Below are 25,209 nucleotides of genomic sequence, written 5' to 3' on the forward strand. Positions count from 1 at the left end.
AAGACAAAAAAATCAGCGGGGCTCTCATCTACTTTTACCGGACTCGTCAGAGCACTGCTCCAAGGGTCAACTCCATCGCCACTACAGCGGACAACGCCAGCATAATCACCAACGCGATAAACATCAGGCTCAACTCAGCGAGCTGCTTATAAAGGGGCATCGGCCGTTTCGTGATTCGAGCAATTGATCTATCAGTGGAAGCCATCACCAATTCTCACTTTTGCGTGGAACACCTAATAGATCCAGAAGGCGTACATCAGGATCACCGGTAAGATGAACAGCGCGCCGATCAGGGCGAACAGCCGACTGGTGGCTGGTGGCTGGTGATACCGTCACAACCACCGTGTGAACATATGCCGCTAGGGTTGGGACGCAGTGATAGGGGACAGGGGTACGCTCTGCGTGATTTTGGCCATCTGGGTGATTTCCACCTGGACCTTATCCTTGCCGAGCAGGTAGTCGGCCAGCTTCTGCGAAAACGGCCAGTAGTTCAGATCGGCCGTCAGGGTCAGCGGCCCGACCGCGTCGGCCGGCACCAGGAAGGAGAACTCCCCGATATCGTAGCCCTTGGGCAGAATGCGGTTGTCCGAGAGAATCTGCGTGGCATTCCAGACCTCCACGTCCAGCGGATTGCCGTCCTTGTCGCCTATGTGCACTTTGAAATTTCGCGTGTTGACCTCGGTCTTGCCGTCCTTGATCGAGCCCAGGCGATAGAGCTCGCGTCCACTGGCATCCAGCACCCGGAAATCGATCCACATCTCCCGTCCCTCCGGAAAGCCGGTCGGTAGCTTGTGCCCGGCGCCGACATTGGCAACTTTGACGGCTACCGAGGCGTATTGTCCGGGAATGATGGCGGCCGGCGGTTGCTGGAACGTTATTTCCGCCGCGCGCGCGAGCATGTCGCGCGCGCGTTGCGCGCCCTCCTCCTGACCGAGATGCTTGAGCATCGTCGCGTTGGCTCCGCTGAACCAATGCGAGGCGACCTCCTTACGGTCTGGCCCCATGATCGCGGCCTTGCCCGCAAAACCCGGCATGTGGCAGTTCTGGCAGGTCACATTGTTGAGGCTGTAGGTACTCTCCTGCCATTCGTCATAGGTGCGCTCCACCGCCACACTGCTGAAGGGGTGCGTGACGTTGTGGCAGGTGCCGCAAAAGTCCGAACGGGTGTGCAGAGCGGAATACACGGTGTCGTGATAAGGCGAAACGGCATCCCTGCGCGGGCCGAACTTGGTCGGTTTGCCGTTTGCTCGCGGACTCAGGACATAGGCGCCGTTATCGAGGCCCGTGCGGGCACTGATGTTGTGGCAGGTCTCGCAATCGACCCCGGGCATCGGATGATTCTTCTCGCTGTCTTCAATCGAGGAGCGGTTGACTTGCGAAGTGATCTGCCCGGTCGTGAGACCGATCGGGGTATGGCAGCCGGTGCAGAAGTTATCGACCTTGCCCTCGGTGGCCGTACTCGCACGCTTGAGCAAGGCCCGATAGATGGGTTCATCCCAGGCCTGGGACATCATCGACGAGCGCCATTGCTTGTAGATCTCCGTATGGCAAGCGCCACAGACCTGGGCATTGTCGAAGTCCTTCACATTCAACACCAGGTTGCCGGGGGTATTGGCCCGATGCGGAAAGAACGGCATCCCGCCAATCACATGCATGAGCCTGGAGCGTGCCGGCTCCACCCACTTCTCGTTAGCTTGATGGTCATTGCCCTGAGGTTCGTCGGCCGCCCCCAGCGTCACCGTCAGCAGGCAGGCTAGAAAGCACAACCGGTACAGCGCGACCTTCGCACTCGTATGTCTGGAATGGCTCATAAGCATTTCCCCTGGACGGTGGCAGAGGATGACTGCTGCACTTCCATTGAGTAGCCAGGAGTATTGGTTACATGCAATCACTCAATGGGGTACTTACAGCTCCACTGTTTCCCGACTCTGCACCTTTGATGAAGCGGACTTCCTCACTCAGCAATTGCCTTGCCAGCCCCGCAACAAAATATGTCGAATTACCTGGGAGACCAGCAAACATTGGTCAGCGCTTGAAGTTTTGAGTTAATGGAGACGCGAACTCTGCTGAGGAATCGCGCCCATTAGTGGGGAAGCTCACTCCGCAATCGGGGGGGGGGACAAAAGCGCTTCAGCAGCGCTACAGGCCCAAGGCTTGCATCCAAGCGTCTTTCACTCAAATGGCTTGATTATTGCCTTATTGCTCATACGAACTCATGAATTTCGCAGTTCCCAATTTAGTAAGAAGCAATATAATAAAAACAGCAGTTATGGGAGGTGTGTCATGTGGAATAACCCTCTGATGCTTACGGTTATCTACCTTACTATCACCCTCAGCATCGGCTGGTTGTTTTCCATCGCTATCTTATATTGGCTTTGATCTAATGGAAAAAGTGAATAGAACCCGATTCTATATGCACACCCGAAGGATCTTTGTGTCTAATTTTAACAATCGTCAATGCCCGCAATAGATCGAAATCGGTCGTTCGTGACAGGCAGTAGTCGGCCAATACCCGACATTTCTCCCCTGGCTCAATAGCAGGTATTTTCAGCCCATATACCGTCACAACCAGCGCGTGAACATATCTATTTTCCCCAGATCAATTGGATGTCGAGTTGGGCCAGGACCTGTTCGGCCGCCTACTGCTTTTCCAGTATCAGGCGGACGTAGGTAATGCAGGCGTTCGCGATCGCTCGGACCCAGCCGACTGGATTGAAAACACTGATTCACCTTGCGAAAAAACTGTCATGACATGTTATGACCTCCTTCAGAAACGGACTTCGCCCAACAAATACGGGGTTTAAAGGACGAATGGTCGAGAGGCGTCAAGCGCGGGGAATTGCCGGGAGCTTGCAGCCACTACAGTCTTTTCAGGCAGGCGCGTTCGTCGCTGTGAGGTGAACTTCACTGCGACGACGTGTCACATTAGTTCCTTGTCAAGCGAACGTCAGTGGAGGTACAGCCTTATGAGCATGGCCACAATTGTCAGTGCGGTGATTTCCAGTCTCGCACCCAGTGTCTTCGACCAGAACAGCCTGCAAGAACCCGGCGCGCATGTCTCAGCCGTCGAATACCACTACGGGATGGACATCGATGTGAAGCGGGTACTGCAGCGCACCGATACATCCGACAAGACCGGCGTGGTGCCGGTGACCCTGGTCTACGAAGACAGCGAGGGCGAAGTTCACAAGATCCGTTTCCTCGAATGGGGTGGAAGCCCCGCCGACCCCACCAGCATTGCCTGATCCGTCTCGTCGATCGGGTTCCGGGCCTCGCCGGCCCCCAGAAGCGGAAGTTAAACCTCCTATGCACCCAGTGCGATTGAGGTTTTTTGTTACCTGAAAATGGACATGAACGAATGACTAAAAGTTCATTCGCGAAACTCACTATTATCTTGGTGGCGTAATGTCGCAAGATTAATTGATAACAATTGCTGGATCTAAATGGCAGTCAGCAACGGTAAATTCCAATCAAACCGTGCCGAGAGCCAGTTGATTCACTATTGAGGCCAGGAGGTCACCATGGAACTTAGTATGTTTTCTTCGTCCACCGTGGAATATGTGCGTTTGGGCGTTGTATATTTTCATCTTATCGCCTGCTGCGTGGCAATCGGGCTGGTCTTGACCAGTGACATTGCAATGGTCAAGCAACTCCTGAAGGGGGATGCGTCAGGTCACCACGATGACGCGCACATGGAAAGCCTTCAAAAAACCGTATCGCTTGCACTTGTAGCGCTCTGGATTACGGGCATTGGTATTATCGGGATCGATTATGCCGGCAAGGGGATGGAGTATTTCCTCAATCCCAAACTGCAAGCCAAGATCGGCATAGTTGTGCTGTTGACCTTTAACGGCTTCCTGTTGCATAGCGCTGTCTTGCCGGCGCTGAAAAAAGCCGGTTCGTTACTCAAACTCTCCTTCAGCCTGCGCATGCTGGCGCTGTTCTCCGGCGCCCTCTCTGGCGTGTCGTGGTTCTATGCCGCCATGCTGGGTGTTGGTCGTCCGCTAGCCTGGAAGTACTCGCTGGTGGAGTTGCTGGCAGCCTATCCGGTTCTCATCGTCGGCGGATTCGGGGCGATGGTACTGCTCACTGCCTGGGCAAAAAGCAGAGATGCTGAAGAGCGCAAGGAGCAAGGCACCTGGTCACCAGGAAACGCCGCCCTGGCTGGATGGTGAAGCCAGGTTGAACATGGAAGTTCTGCTTTAGCCAATAAATTCCGCTGTTAACCGTTTACAAAATCTCACTTGGAGGATATCCAAATGAAATCCATGAAAGCCCTTTTCGTAGTTGCCGCTCTGACCGCCTCTTCTCTGGCGATGGCCACCGGTGGCGGTGATAAGACCTTCGCACGCATGGAGTCGGCCCGGAAAGTCTCGGTGGAAACCTACCAGGTTGCACAGAAACAGAAGGCTGAAGCCGCTGTCGCTGAAAGCAAAGCCAAGGCGACCGACCGCAGCAACAGCTAATCCGTATAGCGCGTCCCCAGGCCGACAGAAATGTGCGGTCTCAAGCCTCAAAAGCAGCACCCAAGGTGTTGCTTTTGCTTGTTTAACCGAAATCCCGCTTACACAAAATCTCGTGTGTTGAATCCACAGTCGTAAGCAGCCTTTCGCGAAGGGTTGCTTTGGGTCGATTTTAGCCGGTCGTGGAAGACAGAAATCGGCCAAAGGCGGCCCTTCTCAACCAGTCAAATCCATGCCGCCTCAGGGCAAGCAACCCTACCCAAAGCGGTCGGTGAGACTGGGCCACTACTATCTCCACAAATGGGGTACTACACCCACCCAACCAGGCGTTTACCACCAAATTTGAGGGATATTCCCCACTCACCCTTCTCTGGCTTAAACACTCAAAAACAGCTTGTTAATTGGATTGAATTTTTCGCCCCAGGGTAATGGCTCATTAGTTGCACCCCTTGGTACCCGTAACAGCTGTCGTCCGGCTATAGAGACGACGGGGCATCACGCAAAGGGTGAAAAATGAAACGCACGACACCACCTGCAGCTCCATCGCCTCTTGTGAGGATCTTCTTATGAATTCCACGATCAAGATTGGCATCGTTGATGATCACCCGCTGTTAAGAGATGGGATCACAATGGCACTGAAGAAAATAGCTGACTTTCAGATGGTCGAGCAGGGCCGGTCTGCCGATGATGCCCTGGAAATTGCCGCTCGTTTTGCTCCGGATGTTTTGCTGATGGATGTAAATATGCCGGGCGATAGCATTGGCGCCGTGCGAGCGATCTCAACTTCTTCGCCGGCAGTTAAAATTTTGATGCTAACGGTATCTGAGTCCATCGAGGACGCCTATTCCGCCCTCGAAGCGGGCGCGCAGGGATATATGTTGAAAGGCATAAGCGGTCGTGAGCTTGTACAAGCCATCAGAATTGTTGCTGGTGGTGAAACCTTCATTACACCCAAGCTTGCCAGCAAGCTGTTAAGCGATGTCAGAAAGCACGCGGGCGATAAGCAAAAGGTCGAGCTGACCCATCGCGAAGAGCAAGTTATCCGGGAGGTATCGAAGGGGCTGACTAACCGTGAGGTTGCTATCAAGCTTGAGCTCTGCGAGAAGACCATCAAACATTACATGACGAATGTCATGTACAAACTACGCGTTCGTAACCGGACACAGGCAGTCGCCGCAGTGAGACGGCATTGGGAGAGTGACCATATACCTGGCTTATGTGGTGGTCTTCAACGCCGCGACTTGAATGACAACGGGTAAGCCAAGTAACGGGCCGTAAGCGCTTCCGGTTACTTGGGTGCAACGATCATCTTGGCACGGGTCATCCGATTTTGAACTGCGCCCTGGTTTTGGTTCCGGTCAGCCGTGTAGCCCATGAACGGGGATTGCCCACACCATAGAATGGTCCTGACGGGCAGCTATGGGTTGACTGCAGTCACTCCGGAGTCATCATCACTGCGAGTGTCATCTTGATGAACTCTTCATTTTTATCGATGGCTTCTAGTGCGCCGCGCACGTTGTCGGCGACCTCAGCCGAGCCTCGCTGTTCGACCCAGTTCGAAAGCTCCATGATGGCGGCTTCGAGGGCGAGTTGGTTTTCATTGAGTTTGAACAGCAGGGAAGGGAGCAGATCTGAGTTTGGCATGGTGTTTCCTCCATGAAGAGGAAAGGGTAGCAGGGCGTTGGCCGGGTGAGTCAGAAGCGGGTGTCGGCGTTACTGCGCAACATGGAAGTATTTTCGGCGTGAAACAAGCGCTGGAGGTTACCCGACGGTGCGATGAGGTGGCGGTCATAAAAAGTGCCGCCAGCGTCAATCAAATGAGAAGCTGTGACCAAAGCTGTGACCAAGTCGGACATAAAACCCGATAAACAAAAAAGGCCCACCTTTCGGTGAGCCTAAGTTGTTGATCTATATGGTGCCGGCACCAGGAATCGAACCCGGGACCTACTGATTACAAGTCAGTTGCTCTACCATCTGAGCTATACCGGCGTGTCAGGGCGACGATTATAGCGATTGGTTGGCTTCTGTAAACCCCTGAATTTTGACTATTTTTGCGCGGGCTTCAGGTCAGGCGCGCAGCAGGGTTTTCTTGAGTTTCTGAATGGCTTGCCAGGTTCGACTGTTTTGCATCGCGCGCAGCTGTGCTTCGGCCTGTTCGGCACGTTGCAGGGCGGCGGCGAGTTGGTGTTCGGCGTCGCTGACGGGGTGGCTGAAGTTGTGGCCTTTGCAGAACTGGAACTCGTCCAGGTTGCACGGCGGGATGTCGAAGGCGGGTTTGAGGTTCAGGTGCTCTTCGGCGAGGTAGTAGGTGTTGATGCCGTCGAACAGGATGGAGTGGTAGCCGGCGTCGGTGACGAGGGTTTCCCAGGTCTGGTCGCGGGCCCAAGGGGTTTCGATGAGGATCACCCATGGCCGCCATTGGCTGAAGTCCATGCCGCGCAGGACGGTTTCTTCGTGGCCTTCGACGTCGATTTTCAGGAAGTGAATGGCGCGGCCCTGGGCGTGTTCTTCGCAGATGGAGGCCAGGGTACGGGACTTGATCGTTTGGCTGCGCACGTCCATGCCGGCGTCTTTGTGCAGTTTGGCCATGGCCGGGTCGAGGGTCGAGAGGCCCGTGCCGGCGATGCCGTAGAAGGTCAGGTCGTCAGCGCTTTCCCCGGCCGCGCATTGCAGGTTGGTGTCTTTGGGACGTTGCTGGCACAGGGCTTCGTAGTAGTTGGGCATCGGTTCGACGTTGATGCCGGTCCAGCCATGGTCATAGAACGCCTTGGTGACCGAATCATGGGTGGGATGGTTTGCCCCGACGTCGATGTAGAAGCCGTTTTCGACGGTTTTGAGGGCGCGCCACAGGCGTATGTCTTCGAAATTCTGTGCGTAGGAAATGAACGTCACTGGCGCATCCTGTCGGAAGAATGTTCTTGTTCGTGGCCGCGCTGCTGGCGCCCTTGCATGTGTGTATATCAAGAGTAATGAAAGGGTGCAATTTCCCCTGTCTGCGGTCCGGGATTAGGCATTTATGTCGTTTTGATTAAATGCTTATGCACAATGCCATTGGCAGCGCACTGGGTTTAGGCCGAATTTGTGGATCTGTTCTCATTTGTCCGCAAATACCTGTTTTTTCGATTTTTTATGCCGGTGTATAAAAAATGAACAGTATGGATTTTGCCCTGAAACCGGCGTGGATATTGGATCCACGATAATTCCATCAACAGAGTTATCCACAGGTCGGATGCGTTTAGGCGCGTTCGGCCAGGAGCAGGAAATTACGTGGCGTGAGCGGGGTTTCGCAGAAGGTGCCGACGCGGACGCTGTAGCCCTGCTCGGCGAGGAAAAGTGCCCGGTCAAGGACCAGCCAAAGCTCCAGCGGGCGTCGGAAAAGTCCGCGCAGTAGTTCAAGGTTGCGCACTTCGGCCAGGCGTTGCCAACCGGCGGCTTCGAGACTTGGCCAATCCTGCGGGCCGATTGTGGATAACTCTTTGAGTGCCGCCAGGTGATGGCAGTAATCGGCGAAAGATTTGTCCAGCCAGGCGCTGGGCAGGGAAGGAGTCGGCAGGTACTCGTCCAGGCCGCGCAGTTGCCGTTGCAGCAAGTCGAAGCCCAGGCGCCGGGCCATGGAGGTGTCGCGTTGACGTCGCACGCGGGCGCCGGCGGTAACGGTTTCACTCATGGGCAGCGCGAGGTCATCGAGCGATAGCTGTAGGCCAGAGCCTTTGGCGGCCGAGGAAATCGGCGAGTATTGGGCAAGACTGATCCGGTTGTAGCAGCACGGCGCAATGGCGAGCTGTTTACAGCCTGTGGCGCTGGCGAGTTGAATCAGCCGCACATGCAAATCACCGCAGGCGTGTAGTGCGACGGGCGTGTGATGCGCACTCAGTAGACAAGCGGCGCCTGCCGCGAGCACATCCTGTTCGATATGCAGTGCATGCAGGTGATGACGCTGGCTGAGTGCCTGGCCGCTGGTGACCAGTGCCGGGTCGTATTCCAGGCACGTCAGTTGTTGCCCCGGTTGCAGCAGGCGGCGGCCCAGATGTCCCTTGCCCGAGCACCAGTCCAGCCAATGCTGCGGTGCCTCGGAAAACTGCAAGCGACTGGCGAAGGCTTCGATCTGCTGCCATTTGCGCCCCGGTACATCGACGTTCAATCGATGGCCGGCCGCTTCGAGCATGCGAGCGGGCAACTCATCCGCGGCACTCAAGGCAACGGACATCCTTGCCAAGGAAGCAAAGGGTTCCGGTGCATTCAGGAGGGCTGGTTGGTTGTGAGCGTTTTCCGCATCGTCCAGCGTTCGCTCGCGTAGCCATGCGGCTAACTCTGGGTAGGACGCTTCCCAGGGTAGCTGTAGATGAGTGAACGGCCGAGGTTTCCACAGTGCCTGATGCTCTGTCAGAAAAGCATCCAGCGCGGTGAAACGGGCGAGCAGATCCTCGCCCGTCAACACGCCGGTATCAACGCCCTTGGCAGGCATCGACGCGCAACCAGCGCTCCAGCAACTTGAAACCGCGCACCAGCACATAGGCCATTACCAGGTAGAACATGCCCGCGGCGAAGAAGATCTCCACCGGCAGGTAGGTCCGGGCAATGATGGTGCGGGCCATGCCGGTCAGTTCCAGTAGGGTCACGGTGCTGGCCAGGGCACTGGCCTTGAGCATCAGGATCACTTCGTTGCTGTAGGCCGGCAGACCGATGCGCGCGGCGCGCGGCAGGATGATGTAGAACAGCGCCTTGGGTCTGGACATGCCCAGCGCCCGTGCCGCCTCGATCTCGCCCGGTGGAATCGCCTGGATGGCGCCCCGCAGGATTTCCGCAATGTAGGCCGCGGTATGCAAGGTCATGGTCGCTGTGGCGCACCAGAACGGATCGCGCAGGTACGGCCACATCGAACTGTTACGGATCGCGTCGAACTGCGCCAGGCCGTAGTAGACCAGGAACAGCTGAACCAGCAACGGTGTGCCACGGAAAAAGAAGATGTAGCCATAGGGAAATGCCCGCACCCACCACAGGCGCGACGAGCGGGCGATGCCTAGTGGAATGGCCAGCAGCAAACCGGCGATCACGGCGATGGCCACCAGTTCCAGGGTCAGGGTTGCGCCCTGGGCCAGTTTCGGCAGCCACTTGATGATGACTTCCCAGTTCATTGGGTGCTCCTCGCGAAGCCGCGAGCGGCGCGTTTTTCCAGGAAGTGCATGCCGGTCATCGCCAGCACCGTCAGGCTCAGGTACATGAACGCGGCCACCATATAGAAGGTGAACGGTTGCTTGGAGACGGTCACGCCGATTTGCGCATGACGCATGATTTCTTCCAGGCCGATCACCGACACCAGCGCGGTGTCTTTCATCAGGATCATGAACAGGTTGCCCAGGCCGGGCAGGGCGATGCGCCACATCTGCGGCATGATCAGCCTGGTGAAGATGCGCCACTTCGACAGGCCCAGGGCCACGCCGGCTTCACGATGGCCTTTGGGGATGGCGAGGATCGCGCCGCGAAACACTTCCGTGGCGTAGGCGCCGAAGCACAGGCCCAGCGCAATCACGCCGGCGGCGAAGGCGTTGAGTTCAAGGTCGGGGTTGTCGAAGAACTCGCCCAGGGCACGCATCAAATTGACAGTGCCGAAGTAGATCAACAGCACCCAGAGCAATTCCGGGATGCCGCGAACCAGGGTCGAATAAGTGCCGCCAAGCCATTGCAGCGGCTTGTACGGGGAAGTCTTGGCCAAGGCGCCGAGCAGACCGAGCACCAGCCCCAGGCACAGGGCCGAGAGTGCCAGTTTCACAGTCATCAGCGCGCCAGCGGCGAGCGCCGGGCCGAATCCGTAGAGGTCGATAATCATGGATTTCTTTTCAAATCGCGGCAGGCAAGGCCGAGAACCGACGCCATCAGGCGCCGGTCAGGCAGGTCAGTATCAATAGATGCTGAACGGGAAGTACTTGTCGTTGATCTTCTTGTAGGTGCCGTCAGCGACGATTTCTTTCAGCGCGGTGTTCAGCTTCGCGCGGATCGCATCGCCTTTTCGTACGGCAATACCGATCTTGTCGCTTTCTTCCACCGGGTCGCCCTTGAACTCGTAGCTACGGCCAGCGTCGCTTTTCAGCCATTCGTAGTTGACGTACTTGTCGGCCAGGATGCCGTCCAGACGACCGGAAGTCAGGTCGAGGTAGGCGTTTTCCTGGGTGTCGTAGAGCTTGATGGTGATGTCGTCACCATAGTTGTCTTCCAGGAAGGTACCGGCCAGGGTCGCGCGCTGGGCGCCGATGATCTTGCCTTTGAGCGCCGCCTTGTCGGTTTTGAAGTCGATGTCTTTCTTGGCGATGAACTGCAGCTTGTTGGAGTAGTACGGGTCGGTGAAGTCCACCGCTTGCTTGCGCTCGTCGGTGATCGACATCGAGGAGATCAGGAAGTCGAACTTCTTGGCGTTCAGGGCCGGGATGATGCCGTCCCAGTCGGAGGTCACGACGGTGCACTCGACTTTCATCTTGGCGCACAGGGCGTCGCCGATCTCTTTGTCGAAGCCGACGACATTGCCACTGGCATCTTTATTGTTGAACGGCGGGTAAGCCGCTTCGATGCCCATCTTCAGGGTTTCGGCCATGGCACCGGCGCTGAACGCCAGGGTGGCGGCGGCAGCCAGGAAGACCTTTTTGTAGTTCTGCATGTGGGTAGCTCCGTTAGCGGTTGCTGGACATGAATTGTTTGCAGCGCGCCGAAAGCGGGTTTTCGAACACCTGCTGTGGCGATCCTTGCTCTTCTACCAGGCCCTGGTGGAGGAACACCACTTCGCTGGAGACCTGACGGGCGAAGCCCATTTCGTGGGTCACGAGCAGCATGGTGCGGCCTTCTTCAGCCAGCGCGCGGATGACATTAAGTACTTCCTGGACCATTTCCGGGTCAAGCGCCGAGGTCGGCTCGTCGAACAGGATGACCTTGGGCTGCATGGCCAGGGTGCGGGCGATGGCCGCCCGTTGTTGCTGGCCGCCGGACAACTGCGCCGGGTAGGCATGGCGCTTGTCGGCGATACCGACCTTGGCCAGCAGGGCTTCGGCCACTTCGATGGCTTCGGCCTTGCTTTGGCCGAGCACGCGGCGCGGGGCTTCGATGATGTTGTCGAGCACGCTCATGTGCGGCCACAGATTAAAGTTTTGAAACACAAAACCGATTTCGCTGCGCAGGCGATTGATCTGCTTGCCGTCGGCGGCCACCAGTTCACCGTTCTTCGCGGCCTTGAGCTTGAGTTCTTCACCGGCGACCAGGATCTGGCCCTGGTGCGGGTTCTCCAGCAGGTTGATGCACCGCAGGAACGTGGACTTGCCGGAGCCGGAGGAACCCAGGATCGAGATCACATCGCCGTCGCGGGCGGTCAGCGAGATGCCTTTGAGCACCTCCAGCGAACCGTAGCGTTTGTGCAAGTTGCGGATTTCAAGCGCGGGCGTGGCCTCAGCCATGTGCGTTCCTCATATATGTTGCGCTCCTGCTGTTGGCGGCCTTCCTGGCGAGGCGGCCAACCTAGCATAGCGTTTCAATGGCAGCCAACAGCGCTACGGACGGTAAACGGCTGGTGCGTGGCAGGTTGTCGCATCGGCGCAGCAGACTGTCGCCCCATCAACAACCGAACAGCTGTTTGAACCTTGCCTGTCGATAAAAAGCGCGGTGGCTGCCGCAAAAAAAGGCGCGATGTTGCCAGCTTTGCCAGGGTGTTGGAAGCGCTATCCGGCCAAATGCACCGCTTGTGCACTTTTAATGTGCGCGGAGCCATTTTCAGGTGTGTTTCCGGTGCGCTGATTCACCACACAAAGTGGGTGGCAGGGTAACGCTCTGGCAAAGTGCCATTAAATTCAATGGGTTGCGATGACTGTCCGGTCTGGTTGGAATCACCGGGCTAGAAGGATTTGAAATATTTTGGCGCAATTATTGCGTGCAGAATCCAGAACGCCCTGTTGGCTTCTTTTTACGAGAAGGACCGCCGAACGGGATGCACGCATTCGCTTCTCCTTACAAAGGTAGTTTTAATGAGCAGTACCCAAAGCTCTAATGGCCTCGAACAGGGGCTCAAACCGCGCCACGTGACCATGCTGTCGATTGCCGGGGTTATCGGCGCCGGCTTGTTCGTTGGCTCGGGTCACGCCATCGCCGCTGCAGGTCCGGCTGTTCTGTTGGCTTACGCCGCCGCCGGCATGTTGGTGGTGCTGGTGATGCGCATGCTCGGCGAAATGGCCGTTGCCTCGCCGGACACCGGTTCGTTTTCGACTTACGCCGACCGCGCGATCGGTCACTGGGCCGGTTTCACCATCGGCTGGTTGTACTGGTGGTTCTGGGTGCTGGTGATTCCACTGGAAGCCAACGCCGCCGCGACCATCCTGCATGCCTGGTTCCCTGGCGTGGACATCTGGGCCTTCGCCCTGGTCATCACGATGCTGCTGACCGTGACCAACCTGTTCAGCGTAAAGAACTACGGTGAGTTCGAGTTCTGGTTCGCCCTGATCAAAGTGTTGGCCATCATCGGTTTCATTGTTCTGGGCCTCATGGCGATCTTCGGCTTACTGCCGGGCAGCCAGGTCAGCGGCGTTTCCCATCTGTTCGACACCCAGGGCTTCCTGCCAAACGGCATGGGCGCGGTGTTGGGTGCCATCCTGACCACCATGTTCTCCTTCATGGGTACCGAGATCGTGACCATCGCGGCCGCGGAGTCGAAAGATCCGGGCAAGCAAATCTCCAAGGCCACCAACTCGGTGATCTGGCGGATCGGCTTGTTCTACCTCGTGTCGATCTTCATCGTTGTGGCCCTGGTGCCATGGAACGACCCGATCCTGGCCAGCCTTGGTTCCTACCAGACTGTGCTTGAACGCATGGGCATCCCGAACGCCAAGATGATCGTCGACATTGTGGTACTGGTTGCTGTGACCAGCTGCCTGAACTCGGCGCTCTACACGTCGTCGCGCATGATGTTTTCCTTGGGCAAGCGCGGCGATGCGCCGGCGATGTCCACGCGCACCAACAAAAGTGGCACGCCTTACTGGGCAGTGATGTTGTCCACTGGCGCCGCGTTCCTGGCAACATTCGCCAACTACGTGGCCCCGGCTGCCGTGTTCGAATTCCTGCTGGCCAGCTCCGGCGCCATCGCATTGCTGGTGTACCTGGTAATTGCGATTTCGCAACTGCGCATGCGTAAGCAGCGTATAGCGCGCGGCGAAAAAATCGCCTTCAGCATGTGGCTGTTCCCGGGCCTGACCTACGCGGTGATCGTCTTCATTGTCGCGGCCCTGACCATCATGCTGTTCCAGGATGCCCATCGCGTGGAAATTCTCGCGACCGGCTTGCTCAGTGCTCTGGTGGTAGCGGCCGGTTTGCTGGTGGCTCGCCGCCGCAAGCTGGAAAAACGTGGCGCGGTAGTGCTGAACTGATCCATACCGTGTAATGCAAAACGGCCGCTGTCAGTGATGACAAGCGGCCGTTTTTGTTTGGGCGTAACCCTTACTCGGCTTTTTCTTCCGGTACTTCCAGCGACTCGCGGTAGACATCCAGTGCAGCGCCGAAGTCAGCAATGAACTGTGGCTCGCTCAGCCAGGCCTGGGCGGTCTCGCGATCCATGCCGTCGGCCCACAAGCGGTAGTCGATCAGCATGTCGGCGGCCAGGTGGGTGGCGGCCATGCCTTCGTCGTCGGCGTTTTCCATGTCCAGCAGTTCTGGATGGTCGATGATGATAAAGGCCAGGTTCGTCAGCAGCACCGAGAGCATTTCGCTGCGGCTGACGGCTTCCGCTTCGCGCATTTTGCTGAACATCGCCAGGGTGTATTCCGGGATTGGCTCGGCGAGGTGGCCCAGGTCATCATCGTCCAGTGCGGCGGGCTTTCTGCCATGGATATTGATCTGCTTGGCTTTGGCTTTTGCGCGCTTGGCGCGTTTCTGTTGCTTGTTCAGGGAGGCCATGGGAACTCAGTTCGGTTTCTGTTGGGTTTGCGCGGCAATGGCGTCGGACGCCGCCACGTAGTCGGCCTGGAAGGCCGGTGATTCGATCCACGCCAGGGCGCCGGCTTCGTCGGTTTCGGCCGACCATTGGCGATATTCGATCAGAGCAGCGAGGATGAAGTCTGTCGCTGTTTCCTCACCTTCCTGCTCCAGTACCAGTGCGATAAGCGGATGTTCCAGAAAGGCCGCGCACATGGCCTGCTGGCTGATCTTTTGTGCGTCGATCATCTCTTTGAACATGTCGGTCAGGTCTACCGATTCGAAGTCGATGCGATCGTCGTTCGGGTCCAGTTCCACCGGCGCGGCAGCCCGCTGGGTGCGGTTCTGCTTGGCCTTGGCCTTGGCGCGGGAGGCGCGTTTTTGCTGCTTGTTGGCGGAGGCCATGGGCGTCGTTCCGTATTCGTTGAAAGGGCAAAAGGCCTAGCTGCGTGGCACTCGCCGCCCGGGGGTATCGGGGGCCAGTTCGCCGTTTTGCAGCCAGGCCAATGCAATGGGCCATAGTGTGGCTTGGTATGCGCTGCGAAAAAAGGCGAAATGTCCGACTTCTTCTTCGCCGATGTCTTGGGGATGGATACGCAGGTGAGAGTTTGTGCTGCCGGTGAAGTAGCCAAGCAGGCGTTCGATGGCCGGGACCGTGCCGTAGGGATCGTCGCTGATGCTGATGGCGAGGGTTTGCGCGGTGACGCCGGCAAAGGGTAGCTGTCCGGCGGTTTTGCTGATTGTGCGGCCGCTGGGGCGTTTCTCGTAGCGGGCAGTGGAGAGGCTCCAGTCACGGACCACGCCGGCGGGTGTGTCTTCCAGCCAGCCAAGGCGTTTGCCCGGAAAGTAGCCGTAGATCATCGTCACCAGTGGCATCAGCACATGCCACTTGCCGAACATGCGCCAGCGATGGGCCGGCGCATAGTCGCGCCAGTAGGCAAATTGCGCACCGACCGTCACCAGACGCCGGATCAGGTGCCCGGACGCCCCCAGGCCCGCTGCACAGCCGCCAAAGCTGTGGCCGACCACATCGATAGGCTGCCTTGGGAACTCACGCTGTGCGCGCTTGAGCATCGCCTCGAAATCCAGCGCTCCCCAATCGGTCCACGAGGCTTGAAGCCCCTTGAGCGATGCCGGCCGCGACTCGCCGATGCCGCGGTAGTCATAGGTGATGACATCGAAGCCGCGGGCGAACAGGTAGTCGGCGAAGCGTGAGTAATGGCGGCAACGGACCGAGGTGGCGGCATTGATGATCACGACTGGACGAGCGGCGTCCTGAGAGGCGTGTCGCCAGGTGAAGCCGCCGAGGATGAAACCGTCCGAAGCGGTTTCCTTGAACGGTTTGCCGGGAGTGGTATCCGGCAGCGGCAACTCGATGCGAGTGGGGGTCAGTGGAGGCGTGTCCTGCAAATTCATCGGCGTCAGTCCTTTGCGGGTAGCTGCCAACGATAGTCTTGATGCCGTTGATGAACAATCCGTTCGCCTCAACGCGGTTGTTGATCGAGCAGTCGTTCTTCAAGTGCCGCCCGTTGCCGATCCAGTTCGTTACGCAGTTCCTCTTCACTCGGCAGGACAAGCTTGTACTTGCTGGCGAGCAGTTGCTCGTTGCCTTCCAGCACTGAGTAACGCACCACGGATTGATCCTTTTGCGCGCAGAGAATGATGCCGACGGTGGGACTGTCTTGCGCGCCACGTTTGAGGTTGTCGTACATGCTCAAGTACATATCCATCTGCCCCAGATCCTGATGGGTCAGTTCAGCGCGCTTGATATCGAAGAGGACGAAGCACTTGAGCAAGTAGTTGTAGAACACCAAATCGATGCAGAAGTCTTTGCTGCCGATACTGATGCGTTGCTTGCGGGCAATGAACGCGAAGCCCTTTCCCAGTTCCAGCAGGAAGCCCTGCAATTGTTCGATCAGCGCTTGTTCGATCTCGCTTTCCTGAAGCTTGCCGGCATTGGGTAAACCAAGAAACTCCAGTACCACCGGATCACGGATGAAATCCCGAGGGCTGGCCTTCATGTTTTTAATGTTTGTGGCGGCCTCCTGCTTGACGCTGCCGCGATCGCGGCTCGCCAGCAGGCGTTCGTAGTACAACGTATTGATCTGGCGTTCCAGGGCGCGGCTTGACCAGTTTTGGGTGGCTGATTCGTTCATGTACCAGAGACGAGCGCTGTCGTTGTCGACCCGAAGCAGGTGGCGGTAGTGGGTCCAGCTCAATTCGTGACGCAGTGCGTCACGAATTGGAAAGGCTTGATAGAACAGACGCATATACCGAAGGTTGGAAGCGTCAAATCCCTTTCCGAACTCCGCAGTTAGCACTTTGGCCAAGGTCGACAGTAACTCTTTGCCATACCTGGCCCGGCGCGCGCCGTTCTGTTCGTATTCAACGATGTGTCGGCCAATTTGCCAACAGGTTTGCACTTGCACGGTATCGACCGCCCGAAGCACTTTCTGACGTGCCTGATGGATCAATTTTCCAAGGTTGCCAAGCAGTGATGCCAGATGTGGATCGTGAGTGTCATTGGATGTGAGGGCCGTCATGAGGTCTTCCGCAGCAGGTTGAACAGCGAAAGAGAATGACAAGTGAGTACCCTTCGAAGATGCCGGGAGTTACTGAAAAACAGGCAGGAAATACCGGGTCCTCCGGCAGGACGGGTCTGAATCTGGGCGAAGGCTGAGGAACAAATGGCGTAGTACGTTTCGTACTCAGGCCAAATCAATCTAAACCCCTCCCTCCGGCTGGAAATCCAAAGAGTGTAACGATTGGGTTCTGCAGAACCCGGGAGTCGTCATCATGAAATACCTCCATACACTCCTGTTGCCCCTCACCGCTGTAGGCGTGCTGATGTTTCCAGCGATGTCACCTGCCGCCAGCCTTGAGCCCATCGACAGCTCGGGGGTACAGGTGCAAAGCCAGGAGCAAAACGGCATCACTTACCTGTCCGGCGGTATCGGCGAGGATGAGTCCAAGGCCATCCAGCAGACCACCGGCTATAACCTGCACATGACGTTCTCTGTCGGGACGGGAAATGAATACGCTCCTGACGTGAATGTGGTTATTCAGAAAGCCCCGGGGCAGACCGTGCTGACGCTCAATGACGCCGGTCCGCTGGTTTACGTGAAACTGCCTGCCGGTAAATACACGGTCATTGCGACGCATCACGGAGAAACACGGCATGACGTTGCCGATGTTGGCAGTGGTGCAGCGCGTAATCTGGTTTTCCACTGGAATGATGCGAGTTAACGAGAGGCTCTAAACCCTGAGCCCTGCGACTCAGGGTTTTTCGTTATTAACACCCGCGTACGCTTGGATGAGTGCAACGCGTAAAGGGTTGGTTTCTACGCTCAGCAGCTTGATGGCCAAGGCGCAGCAGACCACGATCAACATGGGTTTGATCAACCGTGGTCCGACCCGGACAGCGGCCCGTGCACCCAATTGAGCACCGACGAAGGCCGCCAAAGCCATGGCAATGGCTACCGGCCAGATAATCACACCTTTGGTGATAAAGACCGACAGAGAACCGAGATTGCATGAGGCATTGGCAAGTTTGGTAAAGCTCATGGCCCGCATCATGCCCAAGCCGCAGAGCAGTACGAATCCGACGATAAAGAAAGAGCCCACACCGGGGCCAAATATACCGTCGTAGAAGCCAAGAATCGGCGCAACGCTAAACGAAAAAAGCAGAATGCCGATTCTCTTGCGTCGATCTTCATTGGCCAGCTTTGGAGAGAGCGCAAAATAGATGGCTACCAGGATCAGCATGATAGGTACGCAAACTTCCAGATAGCGCTTATCAATAGAGCTGACCAGCAAGGCACCACTGGCGCCGCCAATAAATCCGCAGACAACCAGGAAACGGCCTTCGCGCCACTCGATCATTCCTTTGCGAGCAAAGGTTACAGTTGCCGAAACAGTTGCCGAAGCGGCCTGGAACTTGTTCGTGGCAATCGCACTGATAGGGTCCACCCCAGCCAGAAACAGTGCAGGCAATGTGATCAATCCGCCCCCACCCGCAATCGCATCAAAAAAACCGGCGCAGAACGCCACGAGCGCCAATAGGCTAATTACATCCCAAGACATCCCAATCCCTCTAATCCAATTATTGGCAAGTCATCTACGTGACTGGCTACTCAACAGTCAGGGCGTGTGGCAAAAGTCACCCTGCAGCCTCAGCGGGTCTTCTGAAATAACGATAGGAGACGAAAATTTCGACAGGCCAAAAATGCCGATTCTGCGCAAACCGACGATCAGCGTATGTCATCCATTTCCGTTAAAGCAGACAGAGCGTTCTGACAGAGCAGGGGCAGCCAGGAATTACCGATATCCGATGCCTGAAGGCTTTTCGGGAGTCAGCCCCGGCAACCATTACGGGCACTTGCTGGCGTGGCGAGAGGAGGTGGGGAAGTGTCGCTTCGATGGTGGCTGGACCGGTGTCTCATCAAATCGCAGGCATAAAAAAACCCTGAATCTTGCGATTCAGGGTTTTCGGTATTTGGTGCCCAGAGACGGAATCGAACCGCCGACACGGGGATTTTCAATCCCCTGCTCTACCGACTGAGCTATCTGGGCAACGGGGCGCATTAAACGGGTTTTTCAGGGGGTCGTCAAGCAAGTTTTCAAAAAAATTTTAATTATTACCGTCGCTTACGTTCCGACCCCCGATAAATCGGGGTTATTCCGACGGCGGCACGTAGCCTTCGGCCTTGGCGTAATCCTCGCCGGAGAAGTACTTGTCCATCTCGCCCTGAAGATATTTGCGATCTTCGGCGTTCATCATGTTCAGGCGTTTTTCGTTGATCAGCAGGGTCTGGTGCTTCTGCCAGTCGGCCCAGGCCTTTTGCGAGACGTGGTCAAAAATGTCCTGGCCTTTGGCGCCCGGGAACGGAGCGCGCTCCAGGCCTGGCAATTCTTCTTTGTACTTGCGGCACATGATGGTGCGGGTCATGACGACTCTCCTGCGTTCAATACGGCGGCCGCGCGTTCGAGCAAGGTTTTGACCGGGGCGGCAAGGCCCAGGCGCGGCGGGGTGGCGAGGTTATACCAGAGCCAGTCAGCCTCGGCCACGTGATGGCCGGACTCCTGGACCTGAACCAGCCAGGGTTCGATGGATAACTGAAAATGGCTGAAGGTGTGCACCAGGCTCGGCAGTGCCTGTTGAGTGCCCAGTTCCAGCGAGTGCTGCGATGCCAGATGCGGCAGGTCGTCGAGGTCGTCGAGTTCCGGCAGGCTCCACAAACCGCCCCACAGGCCCGTGGACGGGCGACGGTAAAGCAGGATCGCACCCTCGCCGTTGGCGAGCATCGGCATCAATGTGCGTTTCTGCGGGATGGCTTTGCGCGGCTTGGGGATCGGGTAGCGGGTTTCCAGGCCGAGCATGCGCGCCTCACAGCCCTTTTCCAGCGGGCACAGCAGGCAGCTCGGTTTGCTGCGGGTGCAGAGTGTGGCGCCCAGGTCCATCATCGCCTGGGTGTAGGCGTTGACGCGGGTCTGCGGCGTAAAGCGCTCAGCGTTGGCCCAGAGCTGTTTGGCGACCTTCGGCTCGCCGGGGTAGCCCTCTTGCGCGGTAAAGCGTGCCAGCACCCGTTTGACGTTGCCGTCGAGGATCGGCGCGCGCAGGCCCATGCTGATGCTGGCAATGGCGCCAGCGGTGGACAGGCCGATCCCCGGCAGATCAGTGAGTTTTTCCACGTCCCGGGGGAATTCGCCGCCGTACTGCTCGACGACGATCTTCGCGGTCTTCTGCAAATTGCGCGCGCGGGTGTAGTAACCCAGGCCCGTCCACAGGTGCAGCACTTCGTCTTCCGGTGCCGCCGCCAGGGCTTCGACCGTTGGCAACGAGGCCATGAAACGGTCGAAGTAGTTCAGCACGGTGCTGACCTGGGTCTGCTGCAACATGATTTCCGAGACCCACACCCGATACGGGTTGATGTCTTGCTGCCAGGGCAAATCGTGCCGGCCGTGGCGGTCGAACCAGTCCAGCACCGCCGTTGAAAACTGCTCGGCTCTCATCGCTTGAACAGCTCCTTGAGCGCGTCTTTCATTTTCGGGTCGACCTTGTCGCCCCATTTCTCGTCGATTTTTTCGCTGATCCTGTCGCCAGCCAGTTTGGCCGCGACCTGGCTCATGCGGTCGTTATCCAAACGGCAAGCCTTGGCGCCCAGTTCCAGCGGGCCGCGGCAGCGCAGTGGCCACTCGACACCGACAAACTTGTCGCCAACCTGACAGGCCGGGTCCGGCATGGCGCTGGTATCGCCCTCGACGATGATGCCGACGCGGTAGTCCATGCCCAGCACGCGCAGATCGATGTCACCGTCACCGTTGACGGTCATGCCCGGGATGCGCGCTTTCAGGTCGGGGTTGCTGGCCACGCCGTTACGCAAGGTCAGGTTGCCCTTGAGCTCCTGGAACGGTGTGTCCTTGCCCCGCGGCTCACCGTTGAGGGTTTTGCGGTTGAGCGTGGCGATGCCTTTGCACAGCTGTTGCTCAAGGTTGGCGTTGAGCAGCACGCCATTGTTGATGACAAAACTGGCATTGCCGTTGAGGGTTTCGATCAACGCTTTCTGGCTGTTGCCGCTGCCGGTCAGGCTGCTGTTGAGCGTGACCAGGCCTTTGACCGGCGGGTTCTTGCCCTGGCTTTCGAGGATTTTTTCTGCCGGTACCCGGCTGATCTTCGTCTGCAGGTTCAGCGCCGGCACTGGCTGGCGTACATCGAGCGTGCCGGTGGTTTCGAAGTTGCCCTCATACAGGTCGCCGCGCAGGTTGGCCAGTGTCAGCAGGCCGCCCTGGCCGGTGGCCTTGAGCGCGGCGTTATGGATCGGCAGTTTTTGCAGGGTCAACTGGCCGAAGGTCAGGTCGGCGTCCACATCGAGCTTGCTCAAGCGTTCCACGGGCAACAGGCGCTCGCTGCTCCACGCGTCCTTGGTTGGCGCGGGTGGTAATGGGGTGCTGCCGGCACCGGCCATGGCATTGGCTTCGGTGCTGGCGACTTCGGCCTGGCGTACTTGTGTCGCGCTATTGGCCTCGGCGGATTTCGGCGGCAGGTAACGGTCGACGTTGAAGGTGTCGGCCTTGAGCACGGCGCGCAGCGACTGCTTGGCGTAGTCTTCGACAGCAATGCGGCCGCTGAAGGTGCTGTCGTCGACTTTCAGGTTGAGGTCGTCGAACGCCAGGCTGGTGGGTGTTGCTGCCAGACGGCTGACCAGTTCGACCTTGCTCAGGCTGCCTTCGGCCATGGCCGGGAGTTTCTGGCCGATGCTGTCGACGAATTTCGCCAGGTCGAACTGGGCAATCGAGATACCGCCGCTGACTTGTGGGGTCTTGTCGAGGTCGTTGACCTTCAATTCACCCAGTGCCCGCAGTTGGTTGGCGGAGATCTTGATGCCGGTCCACTCGGCGACATTGGCGGCCCTGTCCAGCACCAACTGGCCCTGGGCGGAGAAGGTCATGGTCTTGCCTTGCAGCGGGTCGCCGGTAACTTCGCCGGACAACTTCATGTCTTCGAGCTGATAGCGCTGCAGTGCACGTGCGATGCGCACCTCACCGTTGAGCTCGGTGCGCACTCGCAATGCCGGCTGGTTGGCTGACAGGAAAGCCGTGAGCTTGAGCGGAATGTTGACGGAGTCGTGAACCGCACCGGTGCTCAACTGAATGCTTTCGGCGCTGAAGCTCTTGCCGGTTTTTTCGTCGCTGTATTCGACCCGTGCGTTGTTCACGGTCAGGCTGTCGATGTCCAGGCGAATCGGCTGAGCCGGTTTTTCCGCCGCGACGCTGGCTTCGGACGCAGGTTCGCCAGCGGCCGGCGGGGTGCTGGTCGCGTCGGAGTTGGCCGCTGCCGGCAGCTTGCCGACGTCTTGCCAATTGCCGTGGCCGTCCTTGTCGCGGATCAGGCGCAGGTTCAGGCCCTCGACGCGCACGTCGCTCATCTGCACTTCACGGCGCAGCAGCGGCAGTACGCGCACCGACAGGCCGAGCATCTGCAAGTCGGCAAACGGTTCGGCCGGCTTGATCAGGGTCGCCACACTGGCGTCGTGCAGTTCCAGGCCCAGCCACGGGAACAGGCTCCAGCCGATATCGCCATTGAGCGTCAGCTCGATGTGGGCCTTGTCGCGGGCAATCTGGCGAATCTCGTCTTTGTAGTCGTTGGGATCGAAGAGATGGGTCAGGGCAAAGCCCAGCGCCACAATGATCAGCAACAGCCCGAGAAGTACCAGACCCAGGATTTTGCCGAACGCTTTCATGGGCGAGTCCTTGTAGTTAATCGAATTCAAAATTTAGCCGAGGAGTATAGCGCCCCCGAACAGACGACCGGTCAGTGATCACGCCGGCAATACGTCCAGCGGCAGTTTCAGCTTGGCGGCCAACGCCTGAGCCTCCAGATGCCCGGCAGGCGCCAGCAGGCGCAGGGTCGTGCCTGATTGCGCGGCCATTTTCTGGGCTTCGGCGACCAGTCGCTCGGCAACACCACGGCGACGGGTGATTTTTCGCACACATATTTGGGACAAGTGCCAGGCGTCTTGGTGCCTTTGCAAGCGGGCCGCGCCCAGCAGGCGATCATTGAAGCGTCCGGCGATCAGTGTGCCGTCGCGCAAACAGTCCTCGATCAACTGCGCTTCCCCGGAAAACGGCGCGAACAACCAGTCCGGGGCGTCGCGGTAGATCTTCTGCAGATCCTGCCGATCCTGGGCAGTGGCTTGGTTCAGCGGCTCGACAATGATCGGCATGGTGATTCCTGTGAGGTCATGAAGCGATGGAGATCAGATGACGTACAAAACGTGATGTCAGTTTGGTTTTTCTACCACTAGCAGATGGTAACCTTTGCCCGTTCGTCCGTCCTTCTGCGACCTGTTGTCGCACAACTAGGCGCTCCACCGAAAAAAACGGTCATGCCTGCGTGCATAAAGGCCGGGAGTGAACTGTGGCTGGCGAACCATACTGATAATTGGGGGATACACAATGACCACGAGCATCACGGCGGACGGCTTCAGTGCCGACCAGCCTGCGTTCCTGTCCAAGGAGCGGATCATCGCCAAGCCCGGTTTCAACCGTTGGCTGGTGCCACCGGCCGCGTTGGCCATCCACCTGTGCATCGGCATGGCCTATGGCTTTTCGGTGTTCTGGTTGCCGCTGTCCAAGGCGCTGGGCGTCACCGCTCCAGCGGCCTGCGCACCCGACATGAGTTTTATCGCACAAGTCTTTTCGTCCCAGTGTGACTGGCCGATCTCGATGCTTGGCTGGATCTACACCCTGTTCTTCATCTTCCTGGGTTGCTCGGCCGCTATCTGGGGTGGCTGGCTGGAACACGCCGGACCGCGCAAGGCGGGTGTCGTATCGGCACTGTGCTGGTGTGGCGGCCTGCTGATTTCGGCGCTGGGGGTGTACACCCACCAGATCTGGCTGATGTGGATCGGCTCCGGGGTCATTGGCGGTATCGGCCTGGGCCTGGGCTACATTTCGCCGGTGTCGACCCTGATCAAATGGTTCCCGGACAAGCGCGGCATGGCGACCGGCATGGCGATCATGGGCTTCGGCGGCGGCGCTATGGTCGGCGCTCCGCTGGCGGCGGCGCTGATGGGGCATTTCGCTTCGCCAACCAGTGTCGGCGTGTGGCAGAGCTTCCTGGTGATGGCCGCGATCTACTTCGTGTTCATGATCGGTGGCGCGCTGTCCTACCGCGTTCCGCCAACCGGCTGGAAGCCGGAAGGCTGGACGGCCCCGGCGAAAAAAGCCTCGAACGCGATGATCACGCATCGTCATGTTCACGTGAATGTGGCCTGGAAGACGCCGCAGTTCCGTCTGGTGTGGCTGGTGCTGTGCCTGAACGTTTCGGCCGGTATCGGCATCCTCGGCATGGCGTCGCCGCTGTTGCAGGAAGTGTTCGCGGGCAAGTTGCTGGGCAATGAGCTGACTTTCGGTCAACTGGACGCCTCGCAACTGGCTTCGATTGCCGCCATCGCTGCCGGGTTCACCGGTTTGCTCAGCCTGTTCAACATCGGCGGGCGCTTCTTCTGGGCTTCGTTCTCGGACTACCTGGGCCGTAAAAACACTTACTTCGTGTTCTTCGCCTTGGGCTTTGCCCTGTACGGACTGATTCCGAACCTGGGTCACCTGGGCAGCATCGCGCTGTTCGTGGCGGCGTTCTGCATCATCCTGTCGATGTATGGCGGTGGTTTCGCGACTGTGCCGGCGTATCTGGCGGACCTGTTCGGTACGCAAATGGTCGGTGCGATTCACGGTCGTCTGCTCACCGCGTGGGCTGCTGCCGGCGTGCTCGGTCCAGTGCTGGTGAATTACCTGCGTGAATATCAGCTGAGCATCGGCGTCGAGCGTGCGGCGGCCTACGACATCACCCTGTACATCCTCGCCGGCCTGCTGGTGCTGGGTTTCCTGTGCAACCTGCTGGTGCGTCCAGTGGCGGACAAGTACTTCATGACCGACGCCGAACTGGCCGCCGAGCAGGCGCTGGGCCATGACAAAGGCGCTGACAGCAGCACCGTGCTGGAGTGGAAAGCCGCACCGGGCACCAAGCCGCTGGCGATTGCGGCGTGGCTGGTGGTGGGCATTCCGCTGGCGTGGGGTGTTTGGGTGACCTTGCAGAAGACGGCGGTGCTGTTCCACTAAAATCAAGGTGAGCCGCAGCCCCTGTGGGAGCGGGCTTGCTCGCGAAAGCGGTGTGCCAGTCAACACATTTGTTGAATGTGACTGCCTCTTCGCGAGCAAGCCCGCTCCCACATTTTGTTTTGTGGTGTGCCAAATGGCTTGTATGGACATGTCTATCGCCGACACCCCCGAATTCACTCCGTCAGGGATA

At 58.1% G+C, this 25,209-nt stretch carries 24 protein-coding genes and 2 tRNA genes; 7 read left to right on the top strand and 19 right to left on the bottom strand.

The genetic code is table 11. The annotated features are described in order from the left end of the window. Positions 1 to 359: 359 nt before the first annotated feature. A complete protein-coding gene (locus KGB28_RS05560) occupies positions 360 to 1,811 on the bottom strand; it encodes a multiheme c-type cytochrome (protein WP_223443190.1) in 1,452 nt (483 codons plus the stop codon). 1,155 nt (positions 1,812 to 2,966) lie between these two features. Between KGB28_RS05560 and KGB28_RS05565 the strand changes: the two genes are divergently transcribed. The 4 genes from KGB28_RS05565 to KGB28_RS05580 all read left to right on the top strand — a co-directional run bounded on the left by KGB28_RS05565 (position 2,967) and on the right by KGB28_RS05580 (position 5,722). Continuing rightward, positions 2,967 to 3,245 carry a DUF2790 domain-containing protein gene (locus KGB28_RS05565; RefSeq protein ID WP_008047217.1) on the top strand — a complete coding sequence of 93 codons (279 nt, stop codon included), beginning with the start codon at positions 2,967 to 2,969 and terminating at the stop codon, positions 3,243 to 3,245. A gap of 276 nt (positions 3,246 to 3,521) precedes the next feature. Then, positions 3,522 to 4,175, top strand: coding sequence for a hypothetical protein (locus tag KGB28_RS05570; RefSeq protein ID WP_223443192.1), 654 nt, complete (start codon positions 3,522 to 3,524; stop codon positions 4,173 to 4,175). A gap of 84 nt (positions 4,176 to 4,259) precedes the next feature. Next, positions 4,260 to 4,466 (top strand): co-regulatory protein PtrA N-terminal domain-containing protein, encoded by a 207-nt coding sequence (locus KGB28_RS05575; RefSeq protein ID WP_223443194.1) that lies wholly within the window; start codon positions 4,260 to 4,262, stop codon positions 4,464 to 4,466. A 563-nt stretch (positions 4,467 to 5,029) separates the two neighbouring features. Further along, complete coding sequence (locus KGB28_RS05580; RefSeq protein ID WP_223443197.1) at positions 5,030 to 5,722, top strand: response regulator; 693 nt, start codon at positions 5,030 to 5,032, stop codon at positions 5,720 to 5,722. Between the two features lie 175 nt (positions 5,723 to 5,897). Here KGB28_RS05580 and KGB28_RS05585 read toward each other — a convergent pair whose 3' ends face one another. From KGB28_RS05585 to KGB28_RS05620, 8 genes are all read right to left on the bottom strand, one after another. Beyond that, the gene (locus KGB28_RS05585; protein ID WP_223443200.1) at positions 5,898 to 6,107 is read right to left on the bottom strand and encodes a hypothetical protein; all 210 of its coding nucleotides are present in this window, start codon (positions 6,105 to 6,107) and stop codon (positions 5,898 to 5,900) included. Between the two features lie 269 nt (positions 6,108 to 6,376). Further along, positions 6,377 to 6,452 (bottom strand) — tRNA-Thr (locus tag KGB28_RS05590). A 78-nt stretch (positions 6,453 to 6,530) separates the two neighbouring features. Beyond that, a complete protein-coding gene (locus tag KGB28_RS05595) occupies positions 6,531 to 7,355 on the bottom strand; it encodes an FkbM family methyltransferase (RefSeq protein ID WP_223443202.1) in 825 nt (274 codons plus the stop codon). 343 nt (positions 7,356 to 7,698) lie between these two features. Then, a complete protein-coding gene (locus tag KGB28_RS05600; protein ID WP_223443204.1) occupies positions 7,699 to 8,928 on the bottom strand; it encodes a methyltransferase in 1,230 nt (409 codons plus the stop codon). After that, positions 8,909 to 9,598, bottom strand: coding sequence for an ABC transporter permease (locus KGB28_RS05605; RefSeq protein WP_008046525.1), 690 nt, complete (start codon positions 9,596 to 9,598; stop codon positions 8,909 to 8,911). Before KGB28_RS05605 ends, KGB28_RS05600 begins: the two co-directional genes overlap by 20 nt. After that, positions 9,595 to 10,290 (bottom strand): ABC transporter permease, encoded by a 696-nt coding sequence (locus KGB28_RS05610; protein WP_223443205.1) that lies wholly within the window; start codon positions 10,288 to 10,290, stop codon positions 9,595 to 9,597. The genes KGB28_RS05605 and KGB28_RS05610 overlap by 4 nt, the downstream gene beginning before the upstream one ends. A 72-nt stretch (positions 10,291 to 10,362) precedes the next feature. Continuing rightward, positions 10,363 to 11,112: an ABC transporter substrate-binding protein gene (locus KGB28_RS05615; RefSeq protein ID WP_223443207.1), complete on the bottom strand. Its 750-nt coding sequence runs from the start codon at positions 11,110 to 11,112 to the stop codon at positions 10,363 to 10,365. A gap of 13 nt (positions 11,113 to 11,125) precedes the next feature. Then, a complete protein-coding gene (locus tag KGB28_RS05620) occupies positions 11,126 to 11,899 on the bottom strand; it encodes an ABC transporter ATP-binding protein (protein WP_007972784.1) in 774 nt (257 codons plus the stop codon). Between the two features lie 564 nt (positions 11,900 to 12,463). Here KGB28_RS05620 and gabP point away from each other — a divergent pair. Continuing rightward, positions 12,464 to 13,855: a GABA permease gene (gene gabP / locus KGB28_RS05625; RefSeq protein WP_223443209.1), complete on the top strand. Its 1,392-nt coding sequence runs from the start codon at positions 12,464 to 12,466 to the stop codon at positions 13,853 to 13,855. 70 nt (positions 13,856 to 13,925) lie between these two features. Here gabP and KGB28_RS05630 read toward each other — a convergent pair whose 3' ends face one another. The 4 genes from KGB28_RS05630 to KGB28_RS05645 form a co-directional block, all read right to left on the bottom strand. Continuing rightward, positions 13,926 to 14,381, bottom strand: a complete 456-nt coding sequence (locus tag KGB28_RS05630; protein ID WP_223443211.1) for a hypothetical protein — start codon at positions 14,379 to 14,381, stop codon at positions 13,926 to 13,928. Positions 14,382 to 14,387: 6 nt separating this feature from the next. Then, a complete protein-coding gene (locus KGB28_RS05635; RefSeq protein WP_008046520.1) occupies positions 14,388 to 14,804 on the bottom strand; it encodes a hypothetical protein in 417 nt (138 codons plus the stop codon). Between the two features lie 36 nt (positions 14,805 to 14,840). Then, on the bottom strand, positions 14,841 to 15,815 hold the full coding sequence (locus KGB28_RS05640; RefSeq protein WP_223443213.1) for an alpha/beta fold hydrolase: 975 nt from the start codon (positions 15,813 to 15,815) through the stop codon (positions 14,841 to 14,843). 68 nt (positions 15,816 to 15,883) lie between these two features. Continuing rightward, entirely contained in the window at positions 15,884 to 16,942 is a 1,059-nt protein-coding gene (locus KGB28_RS05645) for a YhcG family protein (RefSeq protein ID WP_223443215.1), read from the bottom strand. Between the two features lie 253 nt (positions 16,943 to 17,195). Here KGB28_RS05645 and KGB28_RS05650 point away from each other — a divergent pair, with 253 nt between their 5' ends. After that, the gene (locus KGB28_RS05650; RefSeq protein WP_223443218.1) at positions 17,196 to 17,645 is read left to right on the top strand and encodes a carboxypeptidase regulatory-like domain-containing protein; all 450 of its coding nucleotides are present in this window, start codon (positions 17,196 to 17,198) and stop codon (positions 17,643 to 17,645) included. 30 nt (positions 17,646 to 17,675) lie between these two features. Here KGB28_RS05650 and KGB28_RS05655 read toward each other — a convergent pair whose 3' ends face one another. The 6 genes from KGB28_RS05655 to panM form a co-directional block, all read right to left on the bottom strand. Continuing rightward, positions 17,676 to 18,482: a TSUP family transporter gene (locus KGB28_RS05655; RefSeq protein ID WP_223443221.1), complete on the bottom strand. Its 807-nt coding sequence runs from the start codon at positions 18,480 to 18,482 to the stop codon at positions 17,676 to 17,678. A gap of 413 nt (positions 18,483 to 18,895) precedes the next feature. Continuing rightward, positions 18,896 to 18,971: transfer RNA gene (locus tag KGB28_RS05660), tRNA-Phe, on the bottom strand. Between the two features lie 103 nt (positions 18,972 to 19,074). Continuing rightward, complete coding sequence (locus tag KGB28_RS05665) at positions 19,075 to 19,347, bottom strand: oxidative damage protection protein (protein WP_007989188.1); 273 nt, start codon at positions 19,345 to 19,347, stop codon at positions 19,075 to 19,077. Continuing rightward, a complete protein-coding gene (gene mutY / locus KGB28_RS05670; protein WP_223443225.1) occupies positions 19,344 to 20,411 on the bottom strand; it encodes an A/G-specific adenine glycosylase in 1,068 nt (355 codons plus the stop codon). Before mutY ends, KGB28_RS05665 begins: the two co-directional genes overlap by 4 nt. Continuing rightward, on the bottom strand, positions 20,408 to 22,639 hold the full coding sequence (locus tag KGB28_RS05675; RefSeq protein WP_223443228.1) for an AsmA family protein: 2,232 nt from the start codon (positions 22,637 to 22,639) through the stop codon (positions 20,408 to 20,410). Before KGB28_RS05675 ends, mutY begins: the two co-directional genes overlap by 4 nt. A 78-nt stretch (positions 22,640 to 22,717) precedes the next feature. Further along, entirely contained in the window at positions 22,718 to 23,122 is a 405-nt protein-coding gene (gene panM, locus KGB28_RS05680; RefSeq protein WP_223443238.1) for an aspartate 1-decarboxylase autocleavage activator PanM, read from the bottom strand. 232 nt (positions 23,123 to 23,354) lie between these two features. Between panM and KGB28_RS05685 the strand changes: the two genes are divergently transcribed. Continuing rightward, positions 23,355 to 25,019, top strand: a complete 1,665-nt coding sequence (locus tag KGB28_RS05685; protein WP_223443240.1) for an OFA family MFS transporter — start codon at positions 23,355 to 23,357, stop codon at positions 25,017 to 25,019. Positions 25,020 to 25,209 lie beyond the last annotated feature (190 nt).

Origin of the sequence: Pseudomonas sp. BF-R-19 (assembly GCF_019956445.1) — a bacterium.
GTDB classification, from domain to species: domain Bacteria; phylum Pseudomonadota; class Gammaproteobacteria; order Pseudomonadales; family Pseudomonadaceae; genus Aquipseudomonas; species Aquipseudomonas fluorescens_BH.

Bases quoted from the DNA above. Each gene is read 5' to 3' on its own strand.
- KGB28_RS05585 (WP_223443200.1), bottom strand. From the start codon at position 6,107: ATGCCAAACTCAGATCTGCTCCCTTCCCTGCTGTTCAAACTCAATGAA.
- KGB28_RS05665 (WP_007989188.1), bottom strand. From the start codon at position 19,347: ATGACCCGCACCATCATGTGCCGCAAGTACAAAGAAGAATTGCCAGGC.
- KGB28_RS05645 (WP_223443215.1), bottom strand. From the start codon at position 16,942: ATGACGGCCCTCACATCCAATGACACTCACGATCCACATCTGGCATCA.
- KGB28_RS05675 (WP_223443228.1), bottom strand. From the start codon at position 22,639: ATGAAAGCGTTCGGCAAAATCCTGGGTCTGGTACTTCTCGGGCTGTTG.
- KGB28_RS05560 (WP_223443190.1), bottom strand. From the start codon at position 1,811: ATGAGCCATTCCAGACATACGAGTGCGAAGGTCGCGCTGTACCGGTTG.
- KGB28_RS05635 (WP_008046520.1), bottom strand. From the start codon at position 14,804: ATGGCCTCCGCCAACAAGCAGCAAAAACGCGCCTCCCGCGCCAAGGCC.
- KGB28_RS05600 (WP_223443204.1), bottom strand. From the start codon at position 8,928: ATGCCTGCCAAGGGCGTTGATACCGGCGTGTTGACGGGCGAGGATCTG.
- panM (WP_223443238.1), bottom strand. From the start codon at position 23,122: ATGCCGATCATTGTCGAGCCGCTGAACCAAGCCACTGCCCAGGATCGG.
- KGB28_RS05640 (WP_223443213.1), bottom strand. From the start codon at position 15,815: ATGAATTTGCAGGACACGCCTCCACTGACCCCCACTCGCATCGAGTTG.
- KGB28_RS05630 (WP_223443211.1), bottom strand. From the start codon at position 14,381: ATGGCCTCCCTGAACAAGCAACAGAAACGCGCCAAGCGCGCAAAAGCC.
- mutY (WP_223443225.1), bottom strand. From the start codon at position 20,411: ATGAGAGCCGAGCAGTTTTCAACGGCGGTGCTGGACTGGTTCGACCGC.
- KGB28_RS05565 (WP_008047217.1), top strand. From the start codon at position 2,967: ATGAGCATGGCCACAATTGTCAGTGCGGTGATTTCCAGTCTCGCACCC.
- KGB28_RS05615 (WP_223443207.1), bottom strand. From the start codon at position 11,112: ATGCAGAACTACAAAAAGGTCTTCCTGGCTGCCGCCGCCACCCTGGCG.
- KGB28_RS05580 (WP_223443197.1), top strand. From the start codon at position 5,030: ATGAATTCCACGATCAAGATTGGCATCGTTGATGATCACCCGCTGTTA.
- KGB28_RS05610 (WP_223443205.1), bottom strand. From the start codon at position 10,290: ATGATTATCGACCTCTACGGATTCGGCCCGGCGCTCGCCGCTGGCGCG.
- KGB28_RS05650 (WP_223443218.1), top strand. From the start codon at position 17,196: ATGAAATACCTCCATACACTCCTGTTGCCCCTCACCGCTGTAGGCGTG.
- KGB28_RS05655 (WP_223443221.1), bottom strand. From the start codon at position 18,482: ATGTCTTGGGATGTAATTAGCCTATTGGCGCTCGTGGCGTTCTGCGCC.
- KGB28_RS05685 (WP_223443240.1), top strand. From the start codon at position 23,355: ATGACCACGAGCATCACGGCGGACGGCTTCAGTGCCGACCAGCCTGCG.
- KGB28_RS05605 (WP_008046525.1), bottom strand. From the start codon at position 9,598: ATGAACTGGGAAGTCATCATCAAGTGGCTGCCGAAACTGGCCCAGGGC.
- KGB28_RS05620 (WP_007972784.1), bottom strand. From the start codon at position 11,899: ATGGCTGAGGCCACGCCCGCGCTTGAAATCCGCAACTTGCACAAACGC.
- KGB28_RS05570 (WP_223443192.1), top strand. From the start codon at position 3,522: ATGGAACTTAGTATGTTTTCTTCGTCCACCGTGGAATATGTGCGTTTG.
- gabP (WP_223443209.1), top strand. From the start codon at position 12,464: ATGAGCAGTACCCAAAGCTCTAATGGCCTCGAACAGGGGCTCAAACCG.
- KGB28_RS05575 (WP_223443194.1), top strand. From the start codon at position 4,260: ATGAAATCCATGAAAGCCCTTTTCGTAGTTGCCGCTCTGACCGCCTCT.